This is a genomic window from Hephaestia sp. MAHUQ-44, from assembly GCF_023806085.1.
Taxonomy (GTDB): domain Bacteria; phylum Pseudomonadota; class Alphaproteobacteria; order Sphingomonadales; family Sphingomonadaceae; genus Sphingomonas.
In genome coordinates this window covers 1-21,075 of the sequence record NZ_JAMSLX010000020.1, presented here as the reverse complement: position 1 = coordinate 21,075, position 21,075 = coordinate 1, and the positions used below count along the sequence as shown (strand labels likewise).

The window sequence follows — 21,075 nt, the reverse complement described above, 5'->3', positions numbered from 1 at the left end:
TCACCCAGCAGGTATGACCGATCGCGTCCATTTCACCTTCTCCTTGGTATCGCGATGGAACGGCGCACGGCGCGATCCGTTACCTAGACACGCAAAATTTCCCCAACGCATCGGACAAGGAGGCGCACGTCATGGCGCAGACCGTCGGCGATTTTTTCTGGGAACGCTTACATCAATGGGGCGTGCGCCGGATTTTCGGCTATCCCGGTGATGGCATCAACGGTTTGCTCGGAGCGCTCGATCGCGCCGGCGACAAGTTCGAGTTCGTTCAGGTACGCCACGAGGAAATGGCCGCGTTCATGGCCTCGGCGCACGCCAAGTTCACTGGCGAGCTGGGCGTCTGCATGGCGACCTCGGGGCCGGGTGCGGCACACCTGCTGACCGGGCTGTATGACGCGCGGCTCGATCACATGCCGGTGCTGGCGATCGCCGGCCAGCAGGCGCGCACCGCGATCGGTGCGCATTACCAGCAGGAGCTCGATCTCGGCGCGATGTTCAAGGACGTCGCCGGCGCGTTCACCGGCTATGCCGCGGTTCCCGCGCAGGTCCGCCACCTCACCGATCGCGCGGTGCGCATCGCGCTGGGGCATCGCCGCGTCACCGCGCTGATCTTCCCCAACGATCTTCAGGATCTGCCGATGGAGCAGCCGCCGCGCAAGCACGGTTCGGTGTTCTCCGGGATCGGCTGGTCGGCGCCCGAGGTGGTGCCGACCGACGACGATCTGAGGCGCGCGGCCGACGTGCTCAATTCGGGCAAGAAGGTCGCGATGCTGGTCGGCGCCGGCGCCAGGCACGCGGTCGATCAGGTCATCGCGGTCGCCGACAGGCTCGGCGCCGGCTGCGCCAAGGCGCTGCTCGGCAAGCAGGTGCTGCCCGACGATCTGCCCTGGGTGACCGGCTCGATCGGGATGCTCGGCACCAAGCCGAGTTACGACCTGATGATGGAATGCGATACCTTGCTGATGCTCGGATCGGGCTTCCCCTATTCGGAGTTCCTGCCCAAGGAAGGCAAGGCGCGCGGCGTTCAGGTCGATCTCGATCCCGGCATGCTGTCGATCCGCTATCCGATGGAGGTCAACCTCACCGGCGATGTCGCGCTGACGCTCGACGCGTTGCTGCCGCTGCTCGAACAGAAGAAAGACAATGACTGGCGCGACACCGTCGCCGGCTGGAAACAGAAGTGGCAGGAAACGCTCAAGGACCGCGCGATGGTCGAGGCCGATCCGGTCAACCCGCAGCGCGTGTTCACCGAATTGAGCCCCAAATTGCCCGACAATTGCATCATCACCAGCGATTCGGGGAGTTGCGCCAATTGGTATGCGCGCGATCTCTATATCCGGCGCGGCATGATGTGCTCGCTGTCGGGTGGGCTCGCCTCGATGGGGGCGGGCGTGCCTTATGCGATCGCCGCCAAGTTCGCTTTTCCTGACCGCCCGGTGATCGCCACGGTCGGCGACGGCGCGATGCAGATGAATAACATGGCCGAGCTGATCACCGTTTCGAAATATTGGCGGAAGTGGCGCGATCCGCGCTTCATCGTTATGGTGCTCAACAATCAGGATCTTAATCAGGTAACCTGGGAACAGCGCGTGATGGAGGGCAATCCGCGATTCGTGGCGACGCAGCAGATTCCCGACGTGCCCTATCACAAGTTCGCCGAGCTGATCGGGTTGAAGGGCATCTTCGTCGACGATCCTGACCGGCTGGCGTCGGCATGGGACGAGACGCTCGCAGCCGATCGGCCGGTGGTGTTCGAGGTCAAGACCGATCCCGAGGTGCCGCCGCTGCCGCCGCACATCACGCTCGATCAGGCGCGCAAGTTCACCTCGATGCTCGCCAAGGGCGATCCCGATGAGGAAGGCGTCATCAAGGGCAGCGCCAAGCAGGTGCTGGCGCACATCTTCGGAGACGGCGACTGAGCCATGACCGAAGCCGTACCCGGCGACACCCTGGCGATCCGCCTGATCGCCGGCGGCGCGACGGTCCTCGCCTCGTCGGTGCTGACCGACAGCGGCATGGAGCATTATCGCGGCTCGTTCGCCAATCCGACGATGGTGTTGCCGCTCGCGTCCTCGGCGCTCGGGATCGCGGTCAACGGCCGAAAGGCGCAGCGACCTGACGGCGGCGGCTCGACGGTCCCGGCGATCGGCCATGCCGGCGCGGTGACGATCGGGGCGGTCGGGCTGGGTTTCCACGCCTACAACGTCCTCAAACGGCCCGGCGGCGCGACCTTCACCAACCTGTTCTACGGCGCCCCCGCCGGCGCGCCGGCCGCGCTGATACTGGCAGGCCTGCTGGGCAAGGCCGCCAATGCGCTGGCCGAGGGCAAGGACCATGTCGGCCCCGTCGTGCTCGCATCGGGCCGGGCGATCGGCGCGGTCGCGGGCACCGGCATCCTGGGATCGGCCGGCGAGGCGGCGCTGCTGCACGTCCGCGGCGCCTATCACGATCCGTTTATGTGGCTGCCGGTCACTGTCCCACCGATCGCTGCGGCATCGCTACTACGTGACGTGGTCGAGGATCATCCGCGCCGGGCGACGACAATCCTGCTCGGCACCACCGCCGCGCTCGGACTGATCGGTGTCGGCTTTCACGTTTACGGCGTGTCTCGCAACATGGGCGGCTGGCGGAACTGGCGGCAGAACATCCTCGCCGGGCCGCCGATCCCGGCGCCGCCCGCCTTCACCGGGCTTGCCCTTGCCGGGCTGGGAGCGCTGATCCTGATGCGGCGGCGGCATGGCTGACCGCTTTCCCGATTACGACGTGCTCGCCAAGCGCGACACGCCGAGCTGGAACCCGCAGACGCGCAAGGCGATCGACGAACGGATCGCGACCGCCGAGTCCGACGTCCTGACGCCCGAGCAACGCGCCACGCTGCGCTGCGTGGTCGATCGTATCGTGCCACAACCGGCCGACCGCCAGCCGGTCAATGCCGCCGCGCTGGTGCTCCACAAGATCATGAAGAACAGCTCGGAGGGGTTCCGCCATCATCGACTGCCACCGGTCCGCGAAGCGTGGCAGCGGGGGCTCGACGCGATCGATGCCGAAGCTTGCGCGACGTTCGGCCGCGCCTTCACCTTGCTCGGCGGCGTGCAGGCCGATGCGGTGCTCCGCGCGATCGAGCGGGGCGAGACGCAGGCCGAGGTCTGGGCCGATCTGCCGCCGGAACTGTTCTGGAACTGGCGGCTGATCCCCGACATCGTCTCGGCCTATTACGCCCACCCCTCCGCGTGGAGCGCGATGGGCTTCGGCGGGCCGGCAAGCCCGCGCGGCTACGTTCGCCTCCGGGCCAATCGCCGCGATCCCTGGGAAGCTAGGGAAGCGCCGGCATGAGCGGTGATCCGCAGCATTCGCCGCGCGCCGTCGCCGGCCGCGCGCCCGACGTATTTGCGCCCGGCGGGTGGGTGCCGATGCAATGCTATCCCGAAAGCGAGGCGGTCGATTTCGTCATCGTCGGCACCGGCGCGGGAGGCGGCACGCTCGCCTGCAAGCTCGCCGAAGCCGGTTTCTCGGTGGTGGCGATGGACGCCGGGCCGTATTGGCGGCCGCTGGAGGATTTCGCCTCCGACGAAACCCATCAGGAAAAGCTCTACTGGACCGACGAGCGGATCGTCGACGGCGACACGCCGCTCAAGATGGGCGGCAACAATTCGGGCAAGTCGGTCGGCGGCTCGACGGTGCATTTCGCGATGGTGTCGCTGCGCTTCCGCCCCAAATGGTTCAAGGCGCGCACCAAGCTCGGCTATGGCGCCGACTGGCCAGTCGATTGGCGCGAGATGTGGCGCTATTACGGTGAGGTCGAGCGCGCGCTGTGCATAGCGGGACCGCTCACCTATCCGTGGGGACCCAGGCGGCCGCGTTATCCCTATCGCGCGCACCCGCTGAGTGCTTCGGCCGACTATCTCGCGCGTGGCGCCGAGGCGCTCGGCATCCAATGGACCGAGACGCCGATCGCCACCCTGTCGGCGCCGCGTGGGCGCGCGCATCCATGCGTCTATCGCGGCTTCTGCGTTACCGGCTGCTCGACCAACGCCAAGCAATCGGCGCTCGTCACATGGTTGCCGCGTGCGCTGAAGGCGGGGGCCGAAATCCGCGATCTCGCGATGGTCGGACGGATCGAGACGCGGAACGGCCGCGCCACCGGCGTGCATTACCGGCGCGGGGGCGAATGGCGCTTCCAGAAGGCGAGGAACGTCGTCGTCGCCGGCTATGCGATCGAGACGCCGCGGCTGCTGCTCAACTCCGCCAATGACGAATTCCCCGACGGGCTCGCCAATTCCTCGGGGCTGGTCGGCAAGAATCTGATGGTTCAGCTCAACCAGGCCGCCTGGGGGCAGGTCGAGGACGAGGTGCGCTCCTACAAGGGGCCGCCCAGCCTCGCGATCTCCGAACACTGGAATTACGAGGATGCCGGCAAGGACTATTTCGGCGGCTGGTGCTACATGAGCCAGGGGCCGCTGCCGATCACCTGGGCCAAGACGCTGGCTGGCGGGCGCGGGCTGTGGGGGCAGGCGCTGATCGACGAGATGGCGCGCAGCAACCATTCGGTCGGCCTCAAGATGGTCGGCGAGGTATTGCCCGACGAGCGCAACCGCGTGACGCTGGCCGACGAAACCGATCAATACGGCCTGCGCATCCCGCGCATCACCTTCTCCTATCGCGAGAACGAGAAAGCGATGATCGTCCATGCGGTCGATTTCATGGACCGTAGCCTAGCGGCGACCGGCGCTACCGAGCGTTGGAAGGAGATGGAGGACACCTGCCACTTGAACGGCACCGCGCGAATGGGTGACGATCCGGCGACCAGCGTCGTCGATGCCGATTGCCGAAGCTGGGACATCCCCAATCTGTGGGTTTGCGACGGATCGGTGTTCCCGACCGTCGGCGGGGTCAATCCGTCGCTGACCATCCAGGCGATCGCCTGCCGCACCGGCGACCGCATCAAGGCGCTCGGCGCGCGCGGCGATCTTTAGGCGGTCATTTCCGGGGAGGAACCAACTTCGGGGTGATTCGCTTTCGCATCATGTTTGAAGGTGTTCTGACAGGGAGGACCGCCTTGGTGACCGGCGGGGATTCGGGGATCGGAGCGGCCTGCGCCAGGGCGCTTGCCGACGCCGGCGCCGATGTCGCGATCACCTATCTCGACGATGAAGAAAGCGCGGCGAGGACGGCCGACGATATCCGGCAAAAGGGCTGCGAAGTTATCGCGCTGCGCAGCGATGTCCGCGAAGAGGCCGCCGTGGAAACATGCTTCGATCGGGTCGCCGAAACGCTGGGCCCGCCGGATATTCTGGTGAATTCGGCCGGACTCAACATGTCCGGCACCGAGGTCGCCGACATGGAGCTCCGTCAATGGCAGGATATGATCCTGACCGACCTCAGCGGCACGTTCCTCACCTGCCGCCGCTTTGTGCGCGACCTCCGGCGGGACAAGAAGGGCGGCGCGATCATCAACATCACCTCGATCCATGCCGAGGTCATGCGCGTGGGCGGCGCGGATTACATGGCGGCGAAGGGAGGCCAGAAGAACTTCACCGAAACGCTGGCGCTAGAGGTCGCGGGCGACGGCATCACCGTCAACGCGATCGCCCCCGGCATGATCCTGACCCCGATGAACCAGGCGGCGAAGGATCACTGGATCGTCCGCAAGATCAAGACGGAGTTCATCCCTCTCAAACGCGCAGGCCAGCCGGAGGAGATTGCCGCGGCGGCGGTGTTCCTCGCCTCTTCTGCCGGCGCCTATTTCACGGCGTCGACACTGACGATCGATGGCGGCCTGTCCAAGATGCTGGCGCTCGGCGCTTGACCGGGGCTGGCTTCGACGTCGCCGGAATCGAGGATATCCGGCTTCGAGGAAAGGCCGACCTTGTCCGGAAGCAGCTGATGAGCCCCTATGTCTGGAAGGACGCCGACAGGTTCCGGATGCTGTTTCGCGTGGTCGACGATGATGCGCCCACAACGGGTTCTCTGTGGCTGGCGCAGGGAGACGGTCTGGACTTCACCGCCGACGAGCAGCCTTTGCTCCTGCCTGGGCCGCAGGATTTCGACACCAAAGGCTGCGAAGATCCAACCGTCGTCCATGTCGATGACGGTTGCCTCGTCTATTATACCGGCGTGCGGAGCGATGGCGTCGCGCAGCTCTTGTGGGCGCAGGGGCCGGATATCCGATCGCTCGAAAAGCGCGGCGTCGCGCATCCGTCGACGCCTAGAGACCACAATACCAAGGAAGCGACCGTGGAGCGACGGGGAGCAGGCTGGCTCCTGCTGTTCGAATATAGCTGCAAGGGCCATTCACATATCGGCCGGGCCGAAGCCGATGGCCCTTCAGGCCCCTGGGCAGAACGACCGGACCCGCTGGCGTCGCGCCCCGGCGATTGGGACGGCTGGCATCTTTCCACCGGCCCGATCCTGATCGACGAGCCCGGCGGCCCGATCATGTTCTACAACGGCGCGAACGAGGATGCTGTCTGGCAGATCGGATGGGTGCAGTTAGACGACACACTCTCACACCAGCTCGAACGCTGCCACGAAGCCCTTATCGAAGCGCCAACGAGCGCCGGCCCCGGTGGCCACAGAGTAGCGTTCGCGGCTTCCGTCGTTGCATCAGAGGGCGAGCTGTGGCTCTACTTCACGCACAATGACCGATCGTTGAAGCGCGCCCGCCTCCACCGATCGCAATCCTGAGACATGGCACATGACGAGGAATAGCCGAAGACAACAATAGCCTCTCAATACCGATTGGACCGATTGCGGGTGCGACGCGTTCGGTCTTCGAAAGGGAGGATGAAAATGAGCGTCTGGCTCGTTGCTGCGTCGCTGGATGTCTGGAACGGCCGCCCCCGGTTTCCAACGAGCCGATCCGATCCCGACGATTGATGGCCCAGATCTTCCGACCGTCGGCGGATACCTATGCGCGCCTCATCATGATCGCCGTCATCGTCGGCGGGGTTGCGCTGGTGCTGCTCGGCCCGACCGCCGGCTGGTCGAATTTCCAGAGCAGGGTCGGCTGGGGCGTTGAGCAGCCGGTGCCGTTCAGCCACAAGCATCACGTCGCCGGGCTGGGGCTGGACTGCCGCTTCTGCCACGCGACGGTCGAGACCAGCGCGCACGCCGACTTTCCCTCGACGCATGTCTGCATGACTTGCCATTCGCAGATCTGGACGGGCGCCGAGATGCTCGCACCCGTGCGGCAAAGCCTCGCCAGCGGCGAGCCGTTGCAGTGGAATCGCGTCGCCAAGCTTCCCGACTATGTCTATTTCAACCATTCAATCCACATCGCGCGCGGGGTCGCGTGCGTCGAATGCCACGGCCGCGTCGACACCATGCCACTGCTCGCGCGCGCGCACCCGTTCGAGATGCGCTTCTGCCTCGATTGCCACCGCAATCCGGCGAGTAGGGTTGGCCCAAGGGATCAGGTGACGCGAATGACGCCGCTCGTGTGGGACGATGCGACCCACCGCCGCTTCGCGCTGGCGGCAGCGAAACGCTATCACCTCGATCCGAACCGGCTCGATAAATGCGACATCTGTCACCGATGAGCGCGCGCTGGAAAGAAGCGCTCGCAGCGCTCCGCGGGCAAGGCGGCCGGCGCTTCTGGCGCGGGCTGGACGAGTTGGCCGACACACCTGATTTCCGCGCGGCGCTGGCGCAGGAATTTCCCGCGCTCGCGTCGTTCGACTGGAACCGGCGCGGCGTGCTGCGCGCGTTCGGCGCGTCGCTGGCGCTGGCCGGGCTGGCCGGCTGCGAGGCGGACCCCGACGACCGCGCGATGCCCTATGTCGAGGACCCCGAGCATTTGATCCCCGGCCGCCCGCAATTCTACGCCACGATGGTGCCGTTCGCCGGCATCGCGCAGCCGGTGATCGGCACCACCAATGTCGGCCGCCCGACCAAGCTGGAGGGCAATCCCGATCATCCCGCCAGCCGCGGCGCGACCGATCCCTTCACCCAAGCACAATTGCTCGACCTCTACGATCCCGAACGCTCGCAGGCACCGCGCGAGAAGGGGACGCCGGTCGACTGGCCGCGGCTCGATACCGCGCTCGCCGGTCGCGCGGCAATGCTCGACGCGACGCAGGGAAAGGGCTTCCGGCTGCTGACCTGCGCCGTCACCTCCCCCACATTGTTACGTCAGATCGAGGCGCTGCTCGCGCGCTGGCCGCAGGCGCGCTGGCACGTGTTCGAGCCGGTCGACGATGGAGGGATGCATATCGCGACCACGCTCGCCTTCGGCCGCGCGCTCGATGCGACGCCGCTGCTCGACCGTGCCGAGGCGGTGGTGCTGTTCGACGCCGATCCGCTCGGGCCGGGGCCGCGCCAGACGCTTAACAGCCTCGCCTGGTCGGCGCGCCGCCGCGCTTTCCAGCAGGGCGCCGGCCGCGCCGACTGGATGGTCGCCGAGCCCTCGCCGACGCTGAGCGGCGGCCGCTCGCTCGACCGGCTGATCGCTGCGCCATCGCGCATCCCTGCGCTGGTTGCGGCGCTCGCGCGGGTGTTCGGGGTTGGCAACGAGGCCGCCGCGCTCACCGACCGGGAGGCGCAGTGGATCGAGCGCGCGGCCAAGTCGCTGGCCGCATCGAAAGGGCGCGGCCTGGTGCTGGTGGGCGACGAGCAGCCGCCCGACACGCAAGCGCTCGGCTGGGCGATTGACGCGCGGCTCGGCAACCTTCCCACGACGACGCGCTTTTCCGAGCCGCTTCGGCCGACGCCGCCGCCCGAGCGCACGCTCGACGCGCTGGTCGCGGACATGGCGGCCAACCGCGTCTCGACGCTCGCGGTCTTGGATTCCAACCCGGTGTATGCCGCGGCGCAAGGAAGTGTTTTCGCACGCGCCCTCGCCAAGGTTGAATTCAGCCTGCACGCCGGGCTGTGGTGCGACGAGACCGGCGACGCGTGCGGCTGGCACGCCCCGCTCGCGCACGGCCTCGAAAGCTGGAGCGACAGCCGCGCCGCCGATGGGACGGCGGTGATCGGGCAACCGTTGGTGCGTCCGTTCTATGCCGTCCGCCCGATCCACGCGATGCTGGCGGCGATCGGCGGTGATTTCGCCGCGTCGGACCACGCGCTCGTCCAACAGACCTGGGCGGAACGCTGGGCCACGCTCCAGCCCAATTGGGACCGGGCGCTGCTCAAGGGCATCGCGCCCGAGCCTCCGCTGCCGCCTGTCGCGACGCCCACGGTGCGCCCCGTCGTCACGGCGGCACGCACCCCAACCGAGGATCTTGAACTCCTCATCCGCCCCGATCCGGGCGTGTGGGACGGACGGCTCGCCAATAATCCCTGGGCGCAGGAAGCGCCGAAGCCGGTGACGACGCTGACCTGGGACAATGCCGTGCTCATCGCGCCGGCGCTCGCGGTCGAACGCGGCATCGATAGCGGGGATGAAGTGCGGCTGGTGGCCGGCGACGCGGCAGTCACCGGCATCGCCTGGGCGATGCCGGGGCAAGCCGACGACACCGTCCTGATCCACCGCGGCTATGGCCGTCGTTTCGGCGAGGTGGCGAAGGGTGCGGGCTTCGATGTCGCGCCGCTGGTCGGTCGCCGCACGGTGACGCTGGCCCCGACCGGCAGGCGCCGAATGCTCGCCGCCGCGCAGGAGCATCATCTGATCGACGGCGAGGATCTGGTCCGCGTCGTCGACATTATCGACACCGCGCCCAAGCGGGCCAAAGAGCCCAAGCAGAGCTTCTGGGAAAAGAAACAACTCACCCGTCCCAATTGGGGCATGTCGATCGATCTCGACCTGTGCACCGGCTGCGGTGCGTGCGTCACCGCGTGCATCGCCGAGAACAACATTCCGATGGTCGGGCGCGATGCGGTGCGCAACGGTCGGCGGATGCACTGGCTGCGCGTCGATCGCTATTACGAAGGCTCGCCGAGCGATCCGCTGCTCCACGTCCAGCCGGTGCCATGCATGCAGTGCGAGGACGCGCCGTGCGAGATGGGCTGCCCGGTCAACGCCTCGGTGCATAGTCCCGAAGGGCTCAACCTCCAGGTTTACAATCGCTGCGTCGGCACGCGGACCTGCGCTTCCTATTGCCCCTACAAGGTCCGCCGCTTCAACTGGGACGATTACACCCGCGACGCGCCCGAGAGTATCCAGGCGCAACGCAACCCCGACGTCACCGTCCGCGCGCGCGGCGTGATGGAGAAATGCACCTATTGCATCCAGCGCATTTCCGCCGCGCGGATCGCTGCCAAGATCGCGGGCACCCAGATCGCCGACGGCGCGGTCAAGACCGCCTGCCAGCAGGTCTGCCCGACAGGCGCGATCAGCTTCGGCGACATCGCCGATCCGCAAGCCGAGGTGGTCAGGCGCAAGGCTTCCCCGCGCGACTACACGTTGCTCGAAGAAGCGAACACCCGGCCGCGCACCAGCTACGCCGCGCGTATCGGGGAGCGCGAGGATGGCTGACGAGAAGGCGGAGTGCGAGGAATATGACGAGGTCGGCGAGGAAGTCGTCGAGTTGCCGCTCGAATTTCCGGCGACGCGCGGCTGGTGGCTGTGCTTCGCCGGCGCGCTGGCGCTGCTGATCTGGTTCTTCGTCTCGGTCGCCGTCGTGTTCGGGAACGGCATCACGGTGTGGGGCAACACCATTCCCGTTAGTTGGGGCTTCCCCATCATCAATTACGTCTGGTTCCTCGGCATCGGCCATGCCGGCACGCTGATCTCGGCGCTGTTGCTTATCTCCAACCGCAACTGGCGCAATTCGCTCAACCGCTTCGCCGAGGCGATGACCTTGTGCGCGGTGATTTGCGCCGGGCTCTATCCGATCATCCACCTCGGGCGGCCGTGGTATTTCTACTGGATCGCGCCGTACTTCAACTCGATGACCGTCTGGCCGCAGTTCAAGAGCCCGCTGACGTGGGATTTCTTCGCGGTGCTGACCTATCTCATCGTCTCCTTCATGTTCTGGTATATCGGCATCCTGCCCGATCTCGCTTCGGCGCGCGACCGCGCGAAGTCGCGCGGCTATCAGGTGTTCTTCGGGATCATCTCGCTCGGCTGGCGCGGTTCGGCGTATCATTGGGGGCGCTGGCGGCAGGCCTATGCGATCACCGCGGCGATCGCGGTGCCGCTAGTCGTTTCGGTTCATTCGGAGATTTCGCTGCTGTTCGCCGCAGGGCCGATACCGGGATGGAACAGCACGGTGTTCCCGCCATATTTTGTGCTCGGCGCGGCATTTTCCGGGTTCGCGGTGGTCGGCATGATCGCGGTCTGCATGCGCGCCGCGCTGCCACTTCGGTCGCTCGTTACCCCGCGCCATCTCGACATGCTCGGCATGGCGACGCTCGCCACAGGCATGATGACCGCCTACGGCTATTTCTCCGAGATCTTCGATGCGCTCTATGCCGGCGGGCAGGAGCTGGCGACGCTCCACGACCGGCTCGGCGGGCAATATGCCTGGAGCTATTGGGGCGCGCTGATCCTCAATTTCGTGCCGATCCAGCTGCTGTGGTCGCGGCGCTTCCGGCGCAATCCGTGGATCCTGTTCGCGATCAGCCTGTCGGTTGCGATCGGCATGTGGATGGAACGCTTCATGCTGGTCGTAACCTCGCTCTACAAGGACTGGATGGTTTCCTCTTACGGCCATTTCGCGCCGACCTTCTGGGACTGGTCGGTGTTCGCCGGGATGGGCGGCGTGTTCCTTGTTCCCTTCCTGCTGTTCGTCCGTTTCCTGCCGGTCATCTCGGCGAGCGAGATCAAGGAGGAGGAGCATGAGGAAGCCGAGGAGGCGGCGCATGGCTGACGCGCCGCCGCTCGGCCTGCTCGGCGAGTTCGGCACGCCCGAGACGCTGGTCGCAGCAGCACGCGGCGCGCGCGAGGCGGGCGCCAAAGGGCTCGACGCCTTCACGCCGTTCCCGGTCGACGAGGTCGCCGACGCGCTGGGTTTCCACGAAAAGCGCATTCCCCGACTCGGGCTGATCGGTGGCATTGTCGGGCTGGTCGCGGCTTATGCGATGCAGATCGCCGTCAACCTTAATTATTCGCTCGATATCGGTGGCCGGCCGCTCATCCCGCTACAGGCGTTCGCGCTGATCGGGTTCGAGCTGACCGTGCTGTTCTCGGTCTCGTTCATGATCTTCGGGCTATTCGCCACCAGCGGCCTGCCGCGTTACCACCACCCGCTGTTCTACGTCGACCGTTTCGAGCGCGCGACGCGCGACGGCTTCTTCCTGTTCATTCCCACCAATGAGCAAGAGGCCTTGAAGGAAGTCCGCGCCCTGCTCGAACGGCTGGGCGCGACGACGATCGACGAGGTGCCGCGATGAAACGCGCGCTGCTTCTCCTCCTACTGCTCGCCGGCTGCGACAACATGGTCAAGCAGCCGCGCTACGATGCCTATGGGGCCGGGCCGCTATTCGCCGACGACAAGGCGATGCAGACCCCGCCCGCCGGCACCGTGCCGCGCGACGCTGCTGAGTGGGCGGCAGAGACGCGCCGCCCGCCGATGAGCCTCGCGCTGCTCCAGCGCGGCCGCGGGCGCTACGATATCTATTGCGGCATGTGTCACGGTCTCGACGGCTCGGGCGACGGCACCGTGCCCGCGCGCGGCTTCCCGCGCCCTGCCGATTTCCGTGCCGCCGATCAGAAGGCGCTCGACGGCACGCGAATCTACGCCACGATCTCCGACGGCTACGGCGTGATGTACGGTTTCAAAGACCGCGTGCCGCCGCACGATCGCTGGGCGATCGCCGCCTATGTCGAGGCGTTGCGGCGGTCAGGGCCGCAGTCGTGACCGCGCGGCGCCTTCTCGTCGCCGGCTTGGCGCTCGCCGCGATCGCACTACTGCTGATCGCGGTCGCGCCCGCCGACGCGCTGCGCGGCTGGCTCGCTGCGGCGTTCCTGTGGAGCGGGGTGCCGATCGGCGCGCTCGGCTTCATCATGATGATCCACCTGACCGGCGGGCGCTGGGGCCATGCCACGCTGCCGACGCTCGAAGCCGCCGCGCTGACGCTGCCGATTGCCGCGGCGGCGCTGCTGCCGGTGCTCGCCGGGATGAGCGTGCTCTACCCATGGGTGAGCGCCGCGCCGGAAGGATTCAAGGGCAGCTGGCTCGCGCCACTGCCCTTCGTCCTGCGTACCGTGATCCTGTTCGCCGGATTGGGCCTCGCGCTGTGGGCGTTGGTCACGCGGCGTGGTTCGACGGCGGCCATATCGTCGGTCGGGCTGATCTTCCTCGCGCCGATGATGTCGATGGTGCTGGTCGACTGGCTGCTGTCGCTTGACCCCGAGTTTCATTCGTCCGGGTTCGGCCTCTATGCGATGTCGATCCAGTTCACCGTCGGCTGGATGGCGGTGATGTGGCTGCTGCTGCGCCGCCAGCCCGAACGGACCGCCGCGCTCGGCGCGCTCGCCATCACGCTGATCCTCACCTGGCTTTATCTCGCCTTCACCTCCTATTTCATCATCTGGTCGGGCGACCTCGGCAACGTGGTCGGCTGGTACAAGGTGCGGGGGCAAGGCGGCTGGGGCATCGCCTATGCGATCGCGGCGATCATCGAGGCGGCGGCGTTCGTCATCCTGCTGTTCACGCGTCCACGCAATGCGGCGCGCTGGCTGAGCGGAATCGCGGTGGCGATGATCGCGGGCAAGGTGATCGAGGCGGCGTGGCTGGTGCTGCCGCAGGGCGGGCCGGTACGGCTCGGTGCGGTCGCGCTCTATCTGCTCGCCGTCGTCGCGCTCGGGCTGGTGTTCGGGTCGGCGCACTGCCTGCTGCTCGATCGCCGCGTCGCCGCCCGGAGGCCGGCATGACCCGCGTCCGCACTCAGCGGGGCAAGCCCAAAAAGGGCGATCATCGCACCTACGAAGAAGCCGACGTCTCGCCCAAGGCGGCGAGCCTCACGATCGGCGCGGTCGCGGCGATCGTCATCATCGTCGCGCTCGGCGTCGCCGGCCTGCTGTGGCATTTCGGCGCACTCCGTCAGCCGCCCTCGCAACTCGCGGTTGCTCCCGCAGGCCCGCGCCTGGAGACGGACGAGCGCGGCGATCGCACCGCGGTCGAGGCGCGTGCCCGGGCGCGCCTCGCGGGCAAGGACGGCGGCATTCCGATCGAACAGGCGATGCGCGAAACCGCCGCCGCCGGCTGGGACCAGCCGCGATGATCCGCTTCCTTCTCCTCCTCATGACGCTCGTCGCCGCCACCGCCGCCGCGCCGTTCGATCCGTTCGCGGAGGCGCGGATCGACGAGCATCCCGGCGCGCAGGTGCCGCTCGATAGACCGGTGATCGATCAGGACGACCTGCGCACCACGCTCGCCCGAATGAGCGCGGGCAAGCCGATCCTGCTCATCCCGGTGCTCCACGATTGCCCCAATCTGTGCGGCCTGACGCTCGACGGGCTGGCCGACGCGATGAAGGCCAGCCACGTCGTCGGCGGGCGCGACGCCGCGGTGATCGCGTTCGGTATCGATCCGAAGGAAAGCGCCGCCGACGCCCGTGCCTCGCTTGACCGGCTCGCCGGCCGCCATCCCGAAATCGCCGGTCATATCCACGCGACGATCGCCGATACCGCGACAGTCCACGCGGTCACCGATCCGATCGGCTATCATTTCGCTTATGATCCGCGGATCGGCCAATATGCTCATGCCGCCGCGGTCGCGGTGCTGACGCCCGACGGCCGGTTCAGCCGCTGGCTCTACGGCCTTTCGCCCGACCCCGCCGATCTCACCGCCGCGCTCGGCGCCGCACGTGTGGGCAAGACCGGCGGTTTCTTCCACCAGCTGATCCTGCTGTGCTACCATTACGATCCCGAAACCGGGCGCTACGGCGTGGCGATCGCCTGGCTGATCCGCGTCGCGTGCATCGCCACGGTGCTCGCCATCCTGCTCTACGTTGTGCTCACCCGGCGACGCGAGGGGGCGGGCGAATGCTGAAGCTGCTCGGCCTCAACCTGCCCGAAGCCTGGGCACACGCCGCACATGTCGATCAGCTCATCGGCGCGTTCAGCGTGCTGATCCTGCTTCTGGCCGGGCCGGTGATCGTGCTGATGTTCGCCTTCGGCGTCCGCTATCGCCGCGGCAAGCAGGTCAATCGCGAGCACGCGCCCAACCGCAACGTCGCGCTCGAAGTCTCGTGGACGATTCTGCCCTTCCTGCTGATCCTCGGCTTCTTCATCGTCTCGGCGAAGATGTTCTTCACGATCCATGAGCCGCCCGCCGACGCGATGTCGATCAGCGTCGTCGCCAAGCAATGGATGTGGAAATTCCAGCATCCCGAGGGTCAGGCCGAGATCGACACGCTCCACATCCCCGCCGGCCAGCCGGTCAAGCTGACGATGACGAGCCAGGACGTCATTCACAGCCTCTACATTCCCGCGCTGCGATTGAAGCAGGACGTGCTCCCTGGCCGCTACACCCAATTGTGGTTCACCGCCGACCGACCCGGCACCTATCATTTGTTCTGCTCGCAGTTCTGCGGGCTCGATCATGCGATGATGGGCGGCACCTTCGTCGTCCTGCCGCCGGGCGCCTATGCCCGCTGGCTGGCGGCGCAGGCGAGCGGCGGCTCGCTGGCGAGCGCCGGGGCTGACCTCTACCGCCGGCTCGGCTGCGGCGCGTGCCACCGCCCCGACGCCGCGGCATCGGCGCCGCGCCTCGTCGGGCTCCACGGCTCGACGGTGACGCTCGCCAGCGGCCAGCGGGTGATCGCCGACGACCAGTATCTGCGCGATTCGATCCTCGATCCCAACGCGCAGGAAACCGTCGGCTACAAACCCATCATGCCGACCTATCGCGGGGTGATCGGCGAGGAGGAAGCGATGCAGCTCGTCGCCTACATCCGTTCGCTCAAATCGGTGCCGGGGGAAAGCCGATGAGCCGCGTCGGACGGCACGATGCCGCGCTCGAAAAGCCGGCGCCGCTCCAGACCGAGGCCGAAGCGGCTAGCTATCTCGGCGGCGATACCTCGCTCAAGGCGTGGCTGACGACCACCGACCACAAAAGGATCGGCATCCTCTATCTTATCACGATCACCTGCTTCTTCGCGATCGGCGCGGTCGCGGCGGGGCTGATCCGGCTCGAGTTGCTGACGCCGCGGGGCGACCTGCTCACCGCCGAAGGCTATAACCGCGCCTTCACCATCCACGGCATCGTCATGGTGTGGTTCTTCCTGATCCCGTCGATCCCCAACGTGTTCGGCAATTTCCTGATTCCGTTGATGATCGGCGCGCACGATCTCGCCTTCCCGCGCCTCAATCTCGCTTCCTGGTATATCTTCGTGTTCGGCGGGCTGTTCACGCTCGCGGCGGTGGTGTTCGGGGGGGTCGATACCGGCTGGACCTTCTACACCCCATTGTCCTCGACCTATGCCAACGGCAATGTCGTGCTCGCACTCGCAGCTGTGTTCATCACCGGCTGGTCGTCGATCCTGACCGGCATCAACTTCATCGTCACGATCCACAAGCTGCGCGCGCCGGGAATGACGTGGGGGCGGCTGCCGCTGTTCGTCTGGACGCATTACGCCACCGCGCTGATCCTCGTGCTGGCGACCCCGGTGCTGACCGTCACGCTGCTGCTCGTCGCCGCCGAGCGCATTTTCGGGCTCGGCATCTTCGATCCCGCGCTGGGCGGCGACCCGTTGCTGTTCCAGCATCTGTTCTGGTTCTACAGCCATCCGGCGGTGTACATCATGGTGCTGCCGGCGATGGGCGTCGTCTCCGAACTGGTGCCCGCAGCGGCGCATAAGAAGCTGTTCGGATACTGGTTCGTTGCGTACTCGACGCTGGCCATCGCCTTCCTCGGCTTCCTCGTCTGGGGCCATCACATGTTCGTCTCGGGCCAGAGCATGTACGCCAGCACGATCTTCTCGTTCCTGTCGCTGATCGTCGCCGTCCCCTCGGCGATCAAGGTCTACAACTGGACCGCGACGCTCTACAAAGGCTCGATCGCGCTAAACGCGCCGTTCCTGTTCGCAATGGGGTTCATCGGCCTGTTCGTGATGGGCGGCCTGACCGGACTGATGCTCGCGCTGCTGGCGGTCGACGTCCACGTTCACGACACCTATTTCGTCATCGCGCATTTCCATTACATCATGGTCGGCGGCGCGGTGACGGCGTTCCTCGGGGCGGCGCATTTCTGGTGGCCGAAGATGTTCGGGCGCATGTACAACGAGGTGTGGGGACGAATTTCGGCGGTGCTGATCTTCGTCGGCTTCAACGTCACCTTCTTCCCGCAATTCCTGCTCGGCTATATGGGCATGCCGCGCCGCTACCACGTCTATCCGCCCGAATTTCAGGCGCTCCACGACATCTCGACCGTGGGCGCCGGCCTGCTAGGGCTCGGCTATCTCCTGCCGCTGATCTATTTCCTCTATTCGTTCCGGCACGGCGCACCGGCCCCGGCCAATCCCTGGGATGCGACCGGGCTCGAATGGACCGTGCCGTCGCCGCCGCCTAAGCATAATTTCGAGGAAACGCCGATCGTCGTCCGCGAGCCCTATGATTATCCGCTCAGCCACGATTCGAGCCTGGCATGACGCTGGCGCGCCACGAACCTTTCCCTGACATCGCCCGCCAGCGCGAAGCCGACCGCTTCGGCATGGTGGTATTCCTGGCGAGCGAGGCGATGCTGTTCGGCGCGGTGGTGATGGGGCTGTTCGCACTGAGAACCTTCGAGCCTGCGGCGTTCGCAGCGACCAGCCAGCGACTCAACCTCGTCGCCGGCTCGGTCAACACCGCGGTGCTGCTGACCTCCAGCTTGCTCGTCGCGATTGGTGACGACGCGCGCGCCGGCGATCGCCTCCGCCTGGCGAAATGGTTGCTGACGGCGGCAGCGCTGCTCGGCCTCGTCTTCCTCGCCATTAAGGGGAGCGAATATCTCCAGGAATATGGCGAGGGATTGATGCCCGGAGTCGGTCCCAAACAGGATTTCGCTACCCCCGCCGCACGGATGTTCATGGACGGCTATTTCGTCGCCACCGGGCTCCACGCGCTCCACGTCACTATCGGCGTGGCGCTGCTCGCGGGCTGCGCGTGGCGCTTGCGCGGCGACGATCCGCCGAGCGTGGTCGGCATCGGCAATGTCGGACTCTACTGGCACCTCGTCGACATCGTCTGGGTGTTCCTGTTCCCGATCCTCTACCTGAGCCGCTGAGATGCCCGTCGGTCGCCTCGTCTTCACCTGGGCCGCGCTGCTGGCGCTGCTAGCGCTGACGATCGCGTCGAGCTTCCTGCCGATCGGCGAGTGGCGGCAGGTTATCAATTTCGCCATCGCGATCGCCAAGGCGGCGCTGATCCTGTGGATCTTCATGAAAATGCGCGAGGAGACGGCGCTCGTTCGGCTGGCCGCGGTTATCGCCGCCGTCCTGCTGCTGGTGCTGGGTGGCCTGCTCGCCGCCGACTACGGGCTGCGGAGCCGTTCGCCCTACGTCCAGATCGATGCCGGCATAGCTACGCCAAGGTGACAATGGCAGGCTACGAGTAGCTTGCACGAAGCGTTTGGCCGCTTGACGCGTTGTGCTGTTCATGGAGACGTTTCGCCAGCTTATCGGGCCGGACGAGGGGGCCGACACGCTCCAGCTCTGCGTGCGCGCCGTCTTGCTGTTCGCGTTCGGCGTCTTGTGCATCCGCATCGCCGGCCGTCGCACCTTCGCGCACTATTCGCCGCTCGACATCATCGTCGCGCTGATCGTCGGATCGAGCATCAGCCGCGTGATGACGGGAAAGGCGGCGTTCTTTCCCGCGCTTTCGGCGACGCTGGTGCTCGTCATCGTCCATCGGCTGGTTGCCGTCGCAACGCTGCGCTGGAACTGGCTTTCCTGGCTGGTCAAGGAGCGGCCTATCCGGATCATCGAGGAAGGCCGGGTCGATAAAGACGCGATGCGGCGCGCCAATTTGAGCGAAGAGGATTTGCGCGAGGCGATCCGGCTGGAACAGGCGGGCGATCCGTCGGATGTCGAGCTCGCGACCGCCGAGGCCGGCGGCAAGGTGAGCGTCGTCCGGAGCAAACAGGATGACTGAGCGCCTTTGTGAAGTGCGCGCGCCGCGCTCGGCATCCGGTTTCGGCGGCACGAGATGGCGATGCTGAAGAGCGAGAGCGGCAAAACGCCGACGCCCGACAGCGATCAGCCCGGTGACCGCTCAGCCCTTATCATTATCGACATGATCAATCCGTTCGATTTCGCGGGCGGCGAAGATGCACGACGTGCCGCGACCCGTGTCGCGCGCACGCTCGCCGACATGCGCGACCAAGCCGATCGTCACGACGTGCCGACCATCTATGTGAACGACAATTTCGGCCAGTGGCATTCGGAAAAATCCCGACTGATCGAAAGCGCACGGCCGAGCCTCGCCGACGGCGTCATCGAGCCGAGAAATGACGATTTCTTCATCATCAAGCCGCAATTCTCCGGATTCTATTCGACCAACCTCGCGGTCCTTCTCCCCAAGCTGGGCGTTCGCAGGCTGATCCTCACCGGCATCGCGACTGAAATCTGCATTCTGTTCACGGCGGCCGATGCGCATATGCGCGACTATGCCCTCTGGGTTCCCGGCGACGCGGTGGTCGCAATCGATTCCGATCAAGCCGAAGGAGCGATGGCGATCATGAAGAGCACGATGGATGCCGAGGTCGCGCCGACCACCGACCTGCAATTGTCAGACTGGATTGTGCGAAGCCGGTGCTCGGCCCCTGTAATATGTGACCGCCTATGAACACGGCGCGTCTTGCCATTGGCAAGTCCAACGGAAGGAACGCCAGTCGCTGCGCTGTTGTTTCGTGAACGTCGGAGGTTCTCGATGCACAATATTCTTGCCTTGAAGCTCAACCGCTTCGCGACACTGTCACAGGAGGATATCGATGCGATCGGCAACGCCTGCCGGCATTCGATTCATACCGCGCGGGCGCGGCGCGATATCATTCGCGAAGGCGATGCGGCGCCTCACGTCATCCTGATCATCGATGGCTGGGCGGCGCGCTACAAGACGCTGCCCGATGGCCGGCGCCAGATCGTCTCGTTGCTGTTGCCGGGCGATCTGTGCGATCACGACATCTTCCTGCTCGATGAAATGGATCATTCCATCGGGGCGCTGACGCCGGTGACCTATGCCGAAATGCCGCGCGAGCCGCTGGAGACGATGTGCCGGGATCGGCCCTCGCTCGCCCGGGCGTTGCGCCTCGACAGCCTCGTCGTCGCGGCGATCCAGCGCGAATGGACGGTGAGCCTCGGCCAGCGCACCGCGCGCGAACGCGTCGCCCATCTTTTCTGTGAGATCTTCGCCCGGCTCGAGATGGTCGTCCTTACCGACAAGAACCGCTGCGAGATGCCGTTGACCCAAATCGACCTTGGCGAGGTGACCGGGATGACGGCGGTCCACATCAACCGAACGCTCCAGGAACTCCGCCGCGAAGGGTTGATCGTGCTCGACAATCGTATTCTGACGATCCCTGATCGGCGAGCTCTGATGCGCGCGGGGATGTTCAACCCGTCCTACCTTCACCGTCATATCGCTCAGCAAAAGCCGAGCCCAACGGCTGCCTTGGGATAGGGCGTGCAACGAAATTGTCTGGCCGAACCCGACGTCCATCAGGCTCCAATCACAATATTTCCGTCAATCTAATCCTTGTTATTCGCCCACGCTCCCGGATCGGCAATGTTGATCGACGAAGGAGAGCCTTTCATGGTCAAGCAGGCTATCCACGTCCCGACGGAATTTGCGACCGCCACCAGCCCCGAAATAGCCTATGCCCTGAAGCGTGCCGACGAGGAGCGCGCGCGTGCCTTGGACAGCGACAACATCTGGGCACGGGCCGCCCACCACGAACTGGCCCGCGCCTATGAGCGCCGTGTCTGGCGCTACGATCCGCAATTGTTTTCGAGCGCGCGCCTTTCCGGATGACCGTTGCTTCCCGCCCGCATGAAGGGGCGGTATCCTCGTCGGCCGCTGGTTTCCCGCGACAACGCGCCGCGCGCATTACAAGAATCGAGCGTCACATGATCGGCGATTACGCCTAGAGTCAGATGACCTCATGCTGACCCGTATCCTGCGTTGAGCAGATAGTTGCGGCATTCTGCTGGCGGGAAGGCGTCGAGCAAGGTGCCGATGCGTCGCCATGTTGTTTCGTGGGATCGTTCGGC

At 66.0% G+C, this 21,075-nt stretch carries 22 protein-coding genes and 1 pseudogene; 22 read left to right on the top strand and 1 reads right to left on the bottom strand.

Features of this window, described 5'->3' with window-relative positions:
• Positions 1-131: 131 nt before the first annotated feature.
• From NFE57_RS15535 to NFE57_RS15430, 22 genes are all read left to right on the top strand, one after another.
• Entirely contained in the window at positions 132-1,919 is a 1,788-nt protein-coding gene (locus NFE57_RS15535; protein ID WP_252136508.1) for a thiamine pyrophosphate-requiring protein, read from the top strand.
• Positions 1,920-1,922: 3 nt separating this feature from the next.
• Positions 1,923-2,744, top strand: coding sequence for a hypothetical protein (locus NFE57_RS15530; RefSeq protein ID WP_252136507.1), 822 nt, complete (start codon positions 1,923-1,925; stop codon positions 2,742-2,744).
• Complete coding sequence (locus tag NFE57_RS15525; protein ID WP_252136506.1) at positions 2,737-3,333, top strand: gluconate 2-dehydrogenase subunit 3 family protein; 597 nt, start codon at positions 2,737-2,739, stop codon at positions 3,331-3,333. The genes NFE57_RS15530 and NFE57_RS15525 overlap by 8 nt, the downstream gene beginning before the upstream one ends.
• A complete protein-coding gene (locus NFE57_RS15520) occupies positions 3,330-4,973 on the top strand; it encodes a GMC family oxidoreductase (protein ID WP_252136505.1) in 1,644 nt (547 codons plus the stop codon). Before NFE57_RS15525 ends, NFE57_RS15520 begins: the two co-directional genes overlap by 4 nt.
• A gap of 50 nt (positions 4,974-5,023) precedes the next feature.
• Entirely contained in the window at positions 5,024-5,806 is a 783-nt protein-coding gene (locus NFE57_RS15515) for an SDR family NAD(P)-dependent oxidoreductase (RefSeq protein ID WP_252136533.1), read from the top strand.
• A gap of 77 nt (positions 5,807-5,883) precedes the next feature.
• A complete protein-coding gene (locus NFE57_RS15510) occupies positions 5,884-6,684 on the top strand; it encodes a glycoside hydrolase family protein (RefSeq protein WP_252136504.1) in 801 nt (266 codons plus the stop codon).
• A gap of 191 nt (positions 6,685-6,875) precedes the next feature.
• Positions 6,876-7,538 carry a cytochrome c3 family protein gene (locus NFE57_RS15505; RefSeq protein ID WP_252136503.1) on the top strand — a complete coding sequence of 221 codons (663 nt, stop codon included), beginning with the start codon at positions 6,876-6,878 and terminating at the stop codon, positions 7,536-7,538.
• The gene (locus NFE57_RS15500; protein ID WP_252136502.1) at positions 7,517-10,414 is read left to right on the top strand and encodes a TAT-variant-translocated molybdopterin oxidoreductase; all 2,898 of its coding nucleotides are present in this window, start codon (positions 7,517-7,519) and stop codon (positions 10,412-10,414) included. The genes NFE57_RS15505 and NFE57_RS15500 overlap by 22 nt, the downstream gene beginning before the upstream one ends.
• Positions 10,407-11,750, top strand: coding sequence for an NrfD/PsrC family molybdoenzyme membrane anchor subunit (nrfD, locus tag NFE57_RS15495; protein WP_252136501.1), 1,344 nt, complete (start codon positions 10,407-10,409; stop codon positions 11,748-11,750). Before NFE57_RS15500 ends, nrfD begins: the two co-directional genes overlap by 8 nt.
• Positions 11,743-12,273 (top strand): DUF3341 domain-containing protein, encoded by a 531-nt coding sequence (locus tag NFE57_RS15490; RefSeq protein WP_252136500.1) that lies wholly within the window; start codon positions 11,743-11,745, stop codon positions 12,271-12,273. The genes nrfD and NFE57_RS15490 overlap by 8 nt, the downstream gene beginning before the upstream one ends.
• Entirely contained in the window at positions 12,270-12,740 is a 471-nt protein-coding gene (locus NFE57_RS15485; protein WP_252136499.1) for a c-type cytochrome, read from the top strand. The genes NFE57_RS15490 and NFE57_RS15485 overlap by 4 nt, the downstream gene beginning before the upstream one ends.
• Positions 12,737-13,756, top strand: a complete 1,020-nt coding sequence (locus NFE57_RS15480) for a hypothetical protein (protein ID WP_252136498.1) — start codon at positions 12,737-12,739, stop codon at positions 13,754-13,756. Before NFE57_RS15485 ends, NFE57_RS15480 begins: the two co-directional genes overlap by 4 nt.
• Entirely contained in the window at positions 13,753-14,106 is a 354-nt protein-coding gene (locus NFE57_RS15475; RefSeq protein ID WP_252136497.1) for a hypothetical protein, read from the top strand. Before NFE57_RS15480 ends, NFE57_RS15475 begins: the two co-directional genes overlap by 4 nt.
• The gene (locus tag NFE57_RS15470) at positions 14,103-14,876 is read left to right on the top strand and encodes an SCO family protein (protein ID WP_252136496.1); all 774 of its coding nucleotides are present in this window, start codon (positions 14,103-14,105) and stop codon (positions 14,874-14,876) included. Before NFE57_RS15475 ends, NFE57_RS15470 begins: the two co-directional genes overlap by 4 nt.
• Positions 14,870-15,817 (top strand): cytochrome c oxidase subunit II, encoded by a 948-nt coding sequence (gene coxB, locus NFE57_RS15465; protein ID WP_252136495.1) that lies wholly within the window; start codon positions 14,870-14,872, stop codon positions 15,815-15,817. Before NFE57_RS15470 ends, coxB begins: the two co-directional genes overlap by 7 nt.
• Positions 15,814-17,475: a cytochrome c oxidase subunit I gene (gene ctaD / locus NFE57_RS15460; protein WP_252136494.1), complete on the top strand. Its 1,662-nt coding sequence runs from the start codon at positions 15,814-15,816 to the stop codon at positions 17,473-17,475. Before coxB ends, ctaD begins: the two co-directional genes overlap by 4 nt.
• Positions 17,472-18,092 (top strand): cytochrome c oxidase subunit 3, encoded by a 621-nt coding sequence (locus NFE57_RS15455; protein ID WP_252136493.1) that lies wholly within the window; start codon positions 17,472-17,474, stop codon positions 18,090-18,092. Before ctaD ends, NFE57_RS15455 begins: the two co-directional genes overlap by 4 nt.
• 1 nt (position 18,093) lies before the next feature.
• Positions 18,094-18,402: a cytochrome C oxidase subunit IV family protein gene (locus NFE57_RS15450; protein WP_252136492.1), complete on the top strand. Its 309-nt coding sequence runs from the start codon at positions 18,094-18,096 to the stop codon at positions 18,400-18,402.
• Between the two features lie 61 nt (positions 18,403-18,463).
• Positions 18,464-18,958 (top strand): DUF421 domain-containing protein, encoded by a 495-nt coding sequence (locus tag NFE57_RS15445; protein WP_252136491.1) that lies wholly within the window; start codon positions 18,464-18,466, stop codon positions 18,956-18,958.
• A 54-nt stretch (positions 18,959-19,012) separates the two neighbouring features.
• Entirely contained in the window at positions 19,013-19,651 is a 639-nt protein-coding gene (locus NFE57_RS15440; RefSeq protein WP_252136490.1) for a cysteine hydrolase family protein, read from the top strand.
• 84 nt (positions 19,652-19,735) lie between these two features.
• Positions 19,736-20,485, top strand: a complete 750-nt coding sequence (locus NFE57_RS15435) for a Crp/Fnr family transcriptional regulator (RefSeq protein WP_252136489.1) — start codon at positions 19,736-19,738, stop codon at positions 20,483-20,485.
• A gap of 105 nt (positions 20,486-20,590) precedes the next feature.
• Positions 20,591-20,836 (top strand): hypothetical protein, encoded by a 246-nt coding sequence (locus NFE57_RS15430; RefSeq protein WP_252136488.1) that lies wholly within the window; start codon positions 20,591-20,593, stop codon positions 20,834-20,836.
• Positions 20,837-20,964: 128 nt separating this feature from the next.
• Here NFE57_RS15430 and NFE57_RS15425 read toward each other — a convergent pair.
• Positions 20,965-21,075: pseudogene (locus NFE57_RS15425) on the bottom strand (IS630 family transposase); the annotation flags it as partial.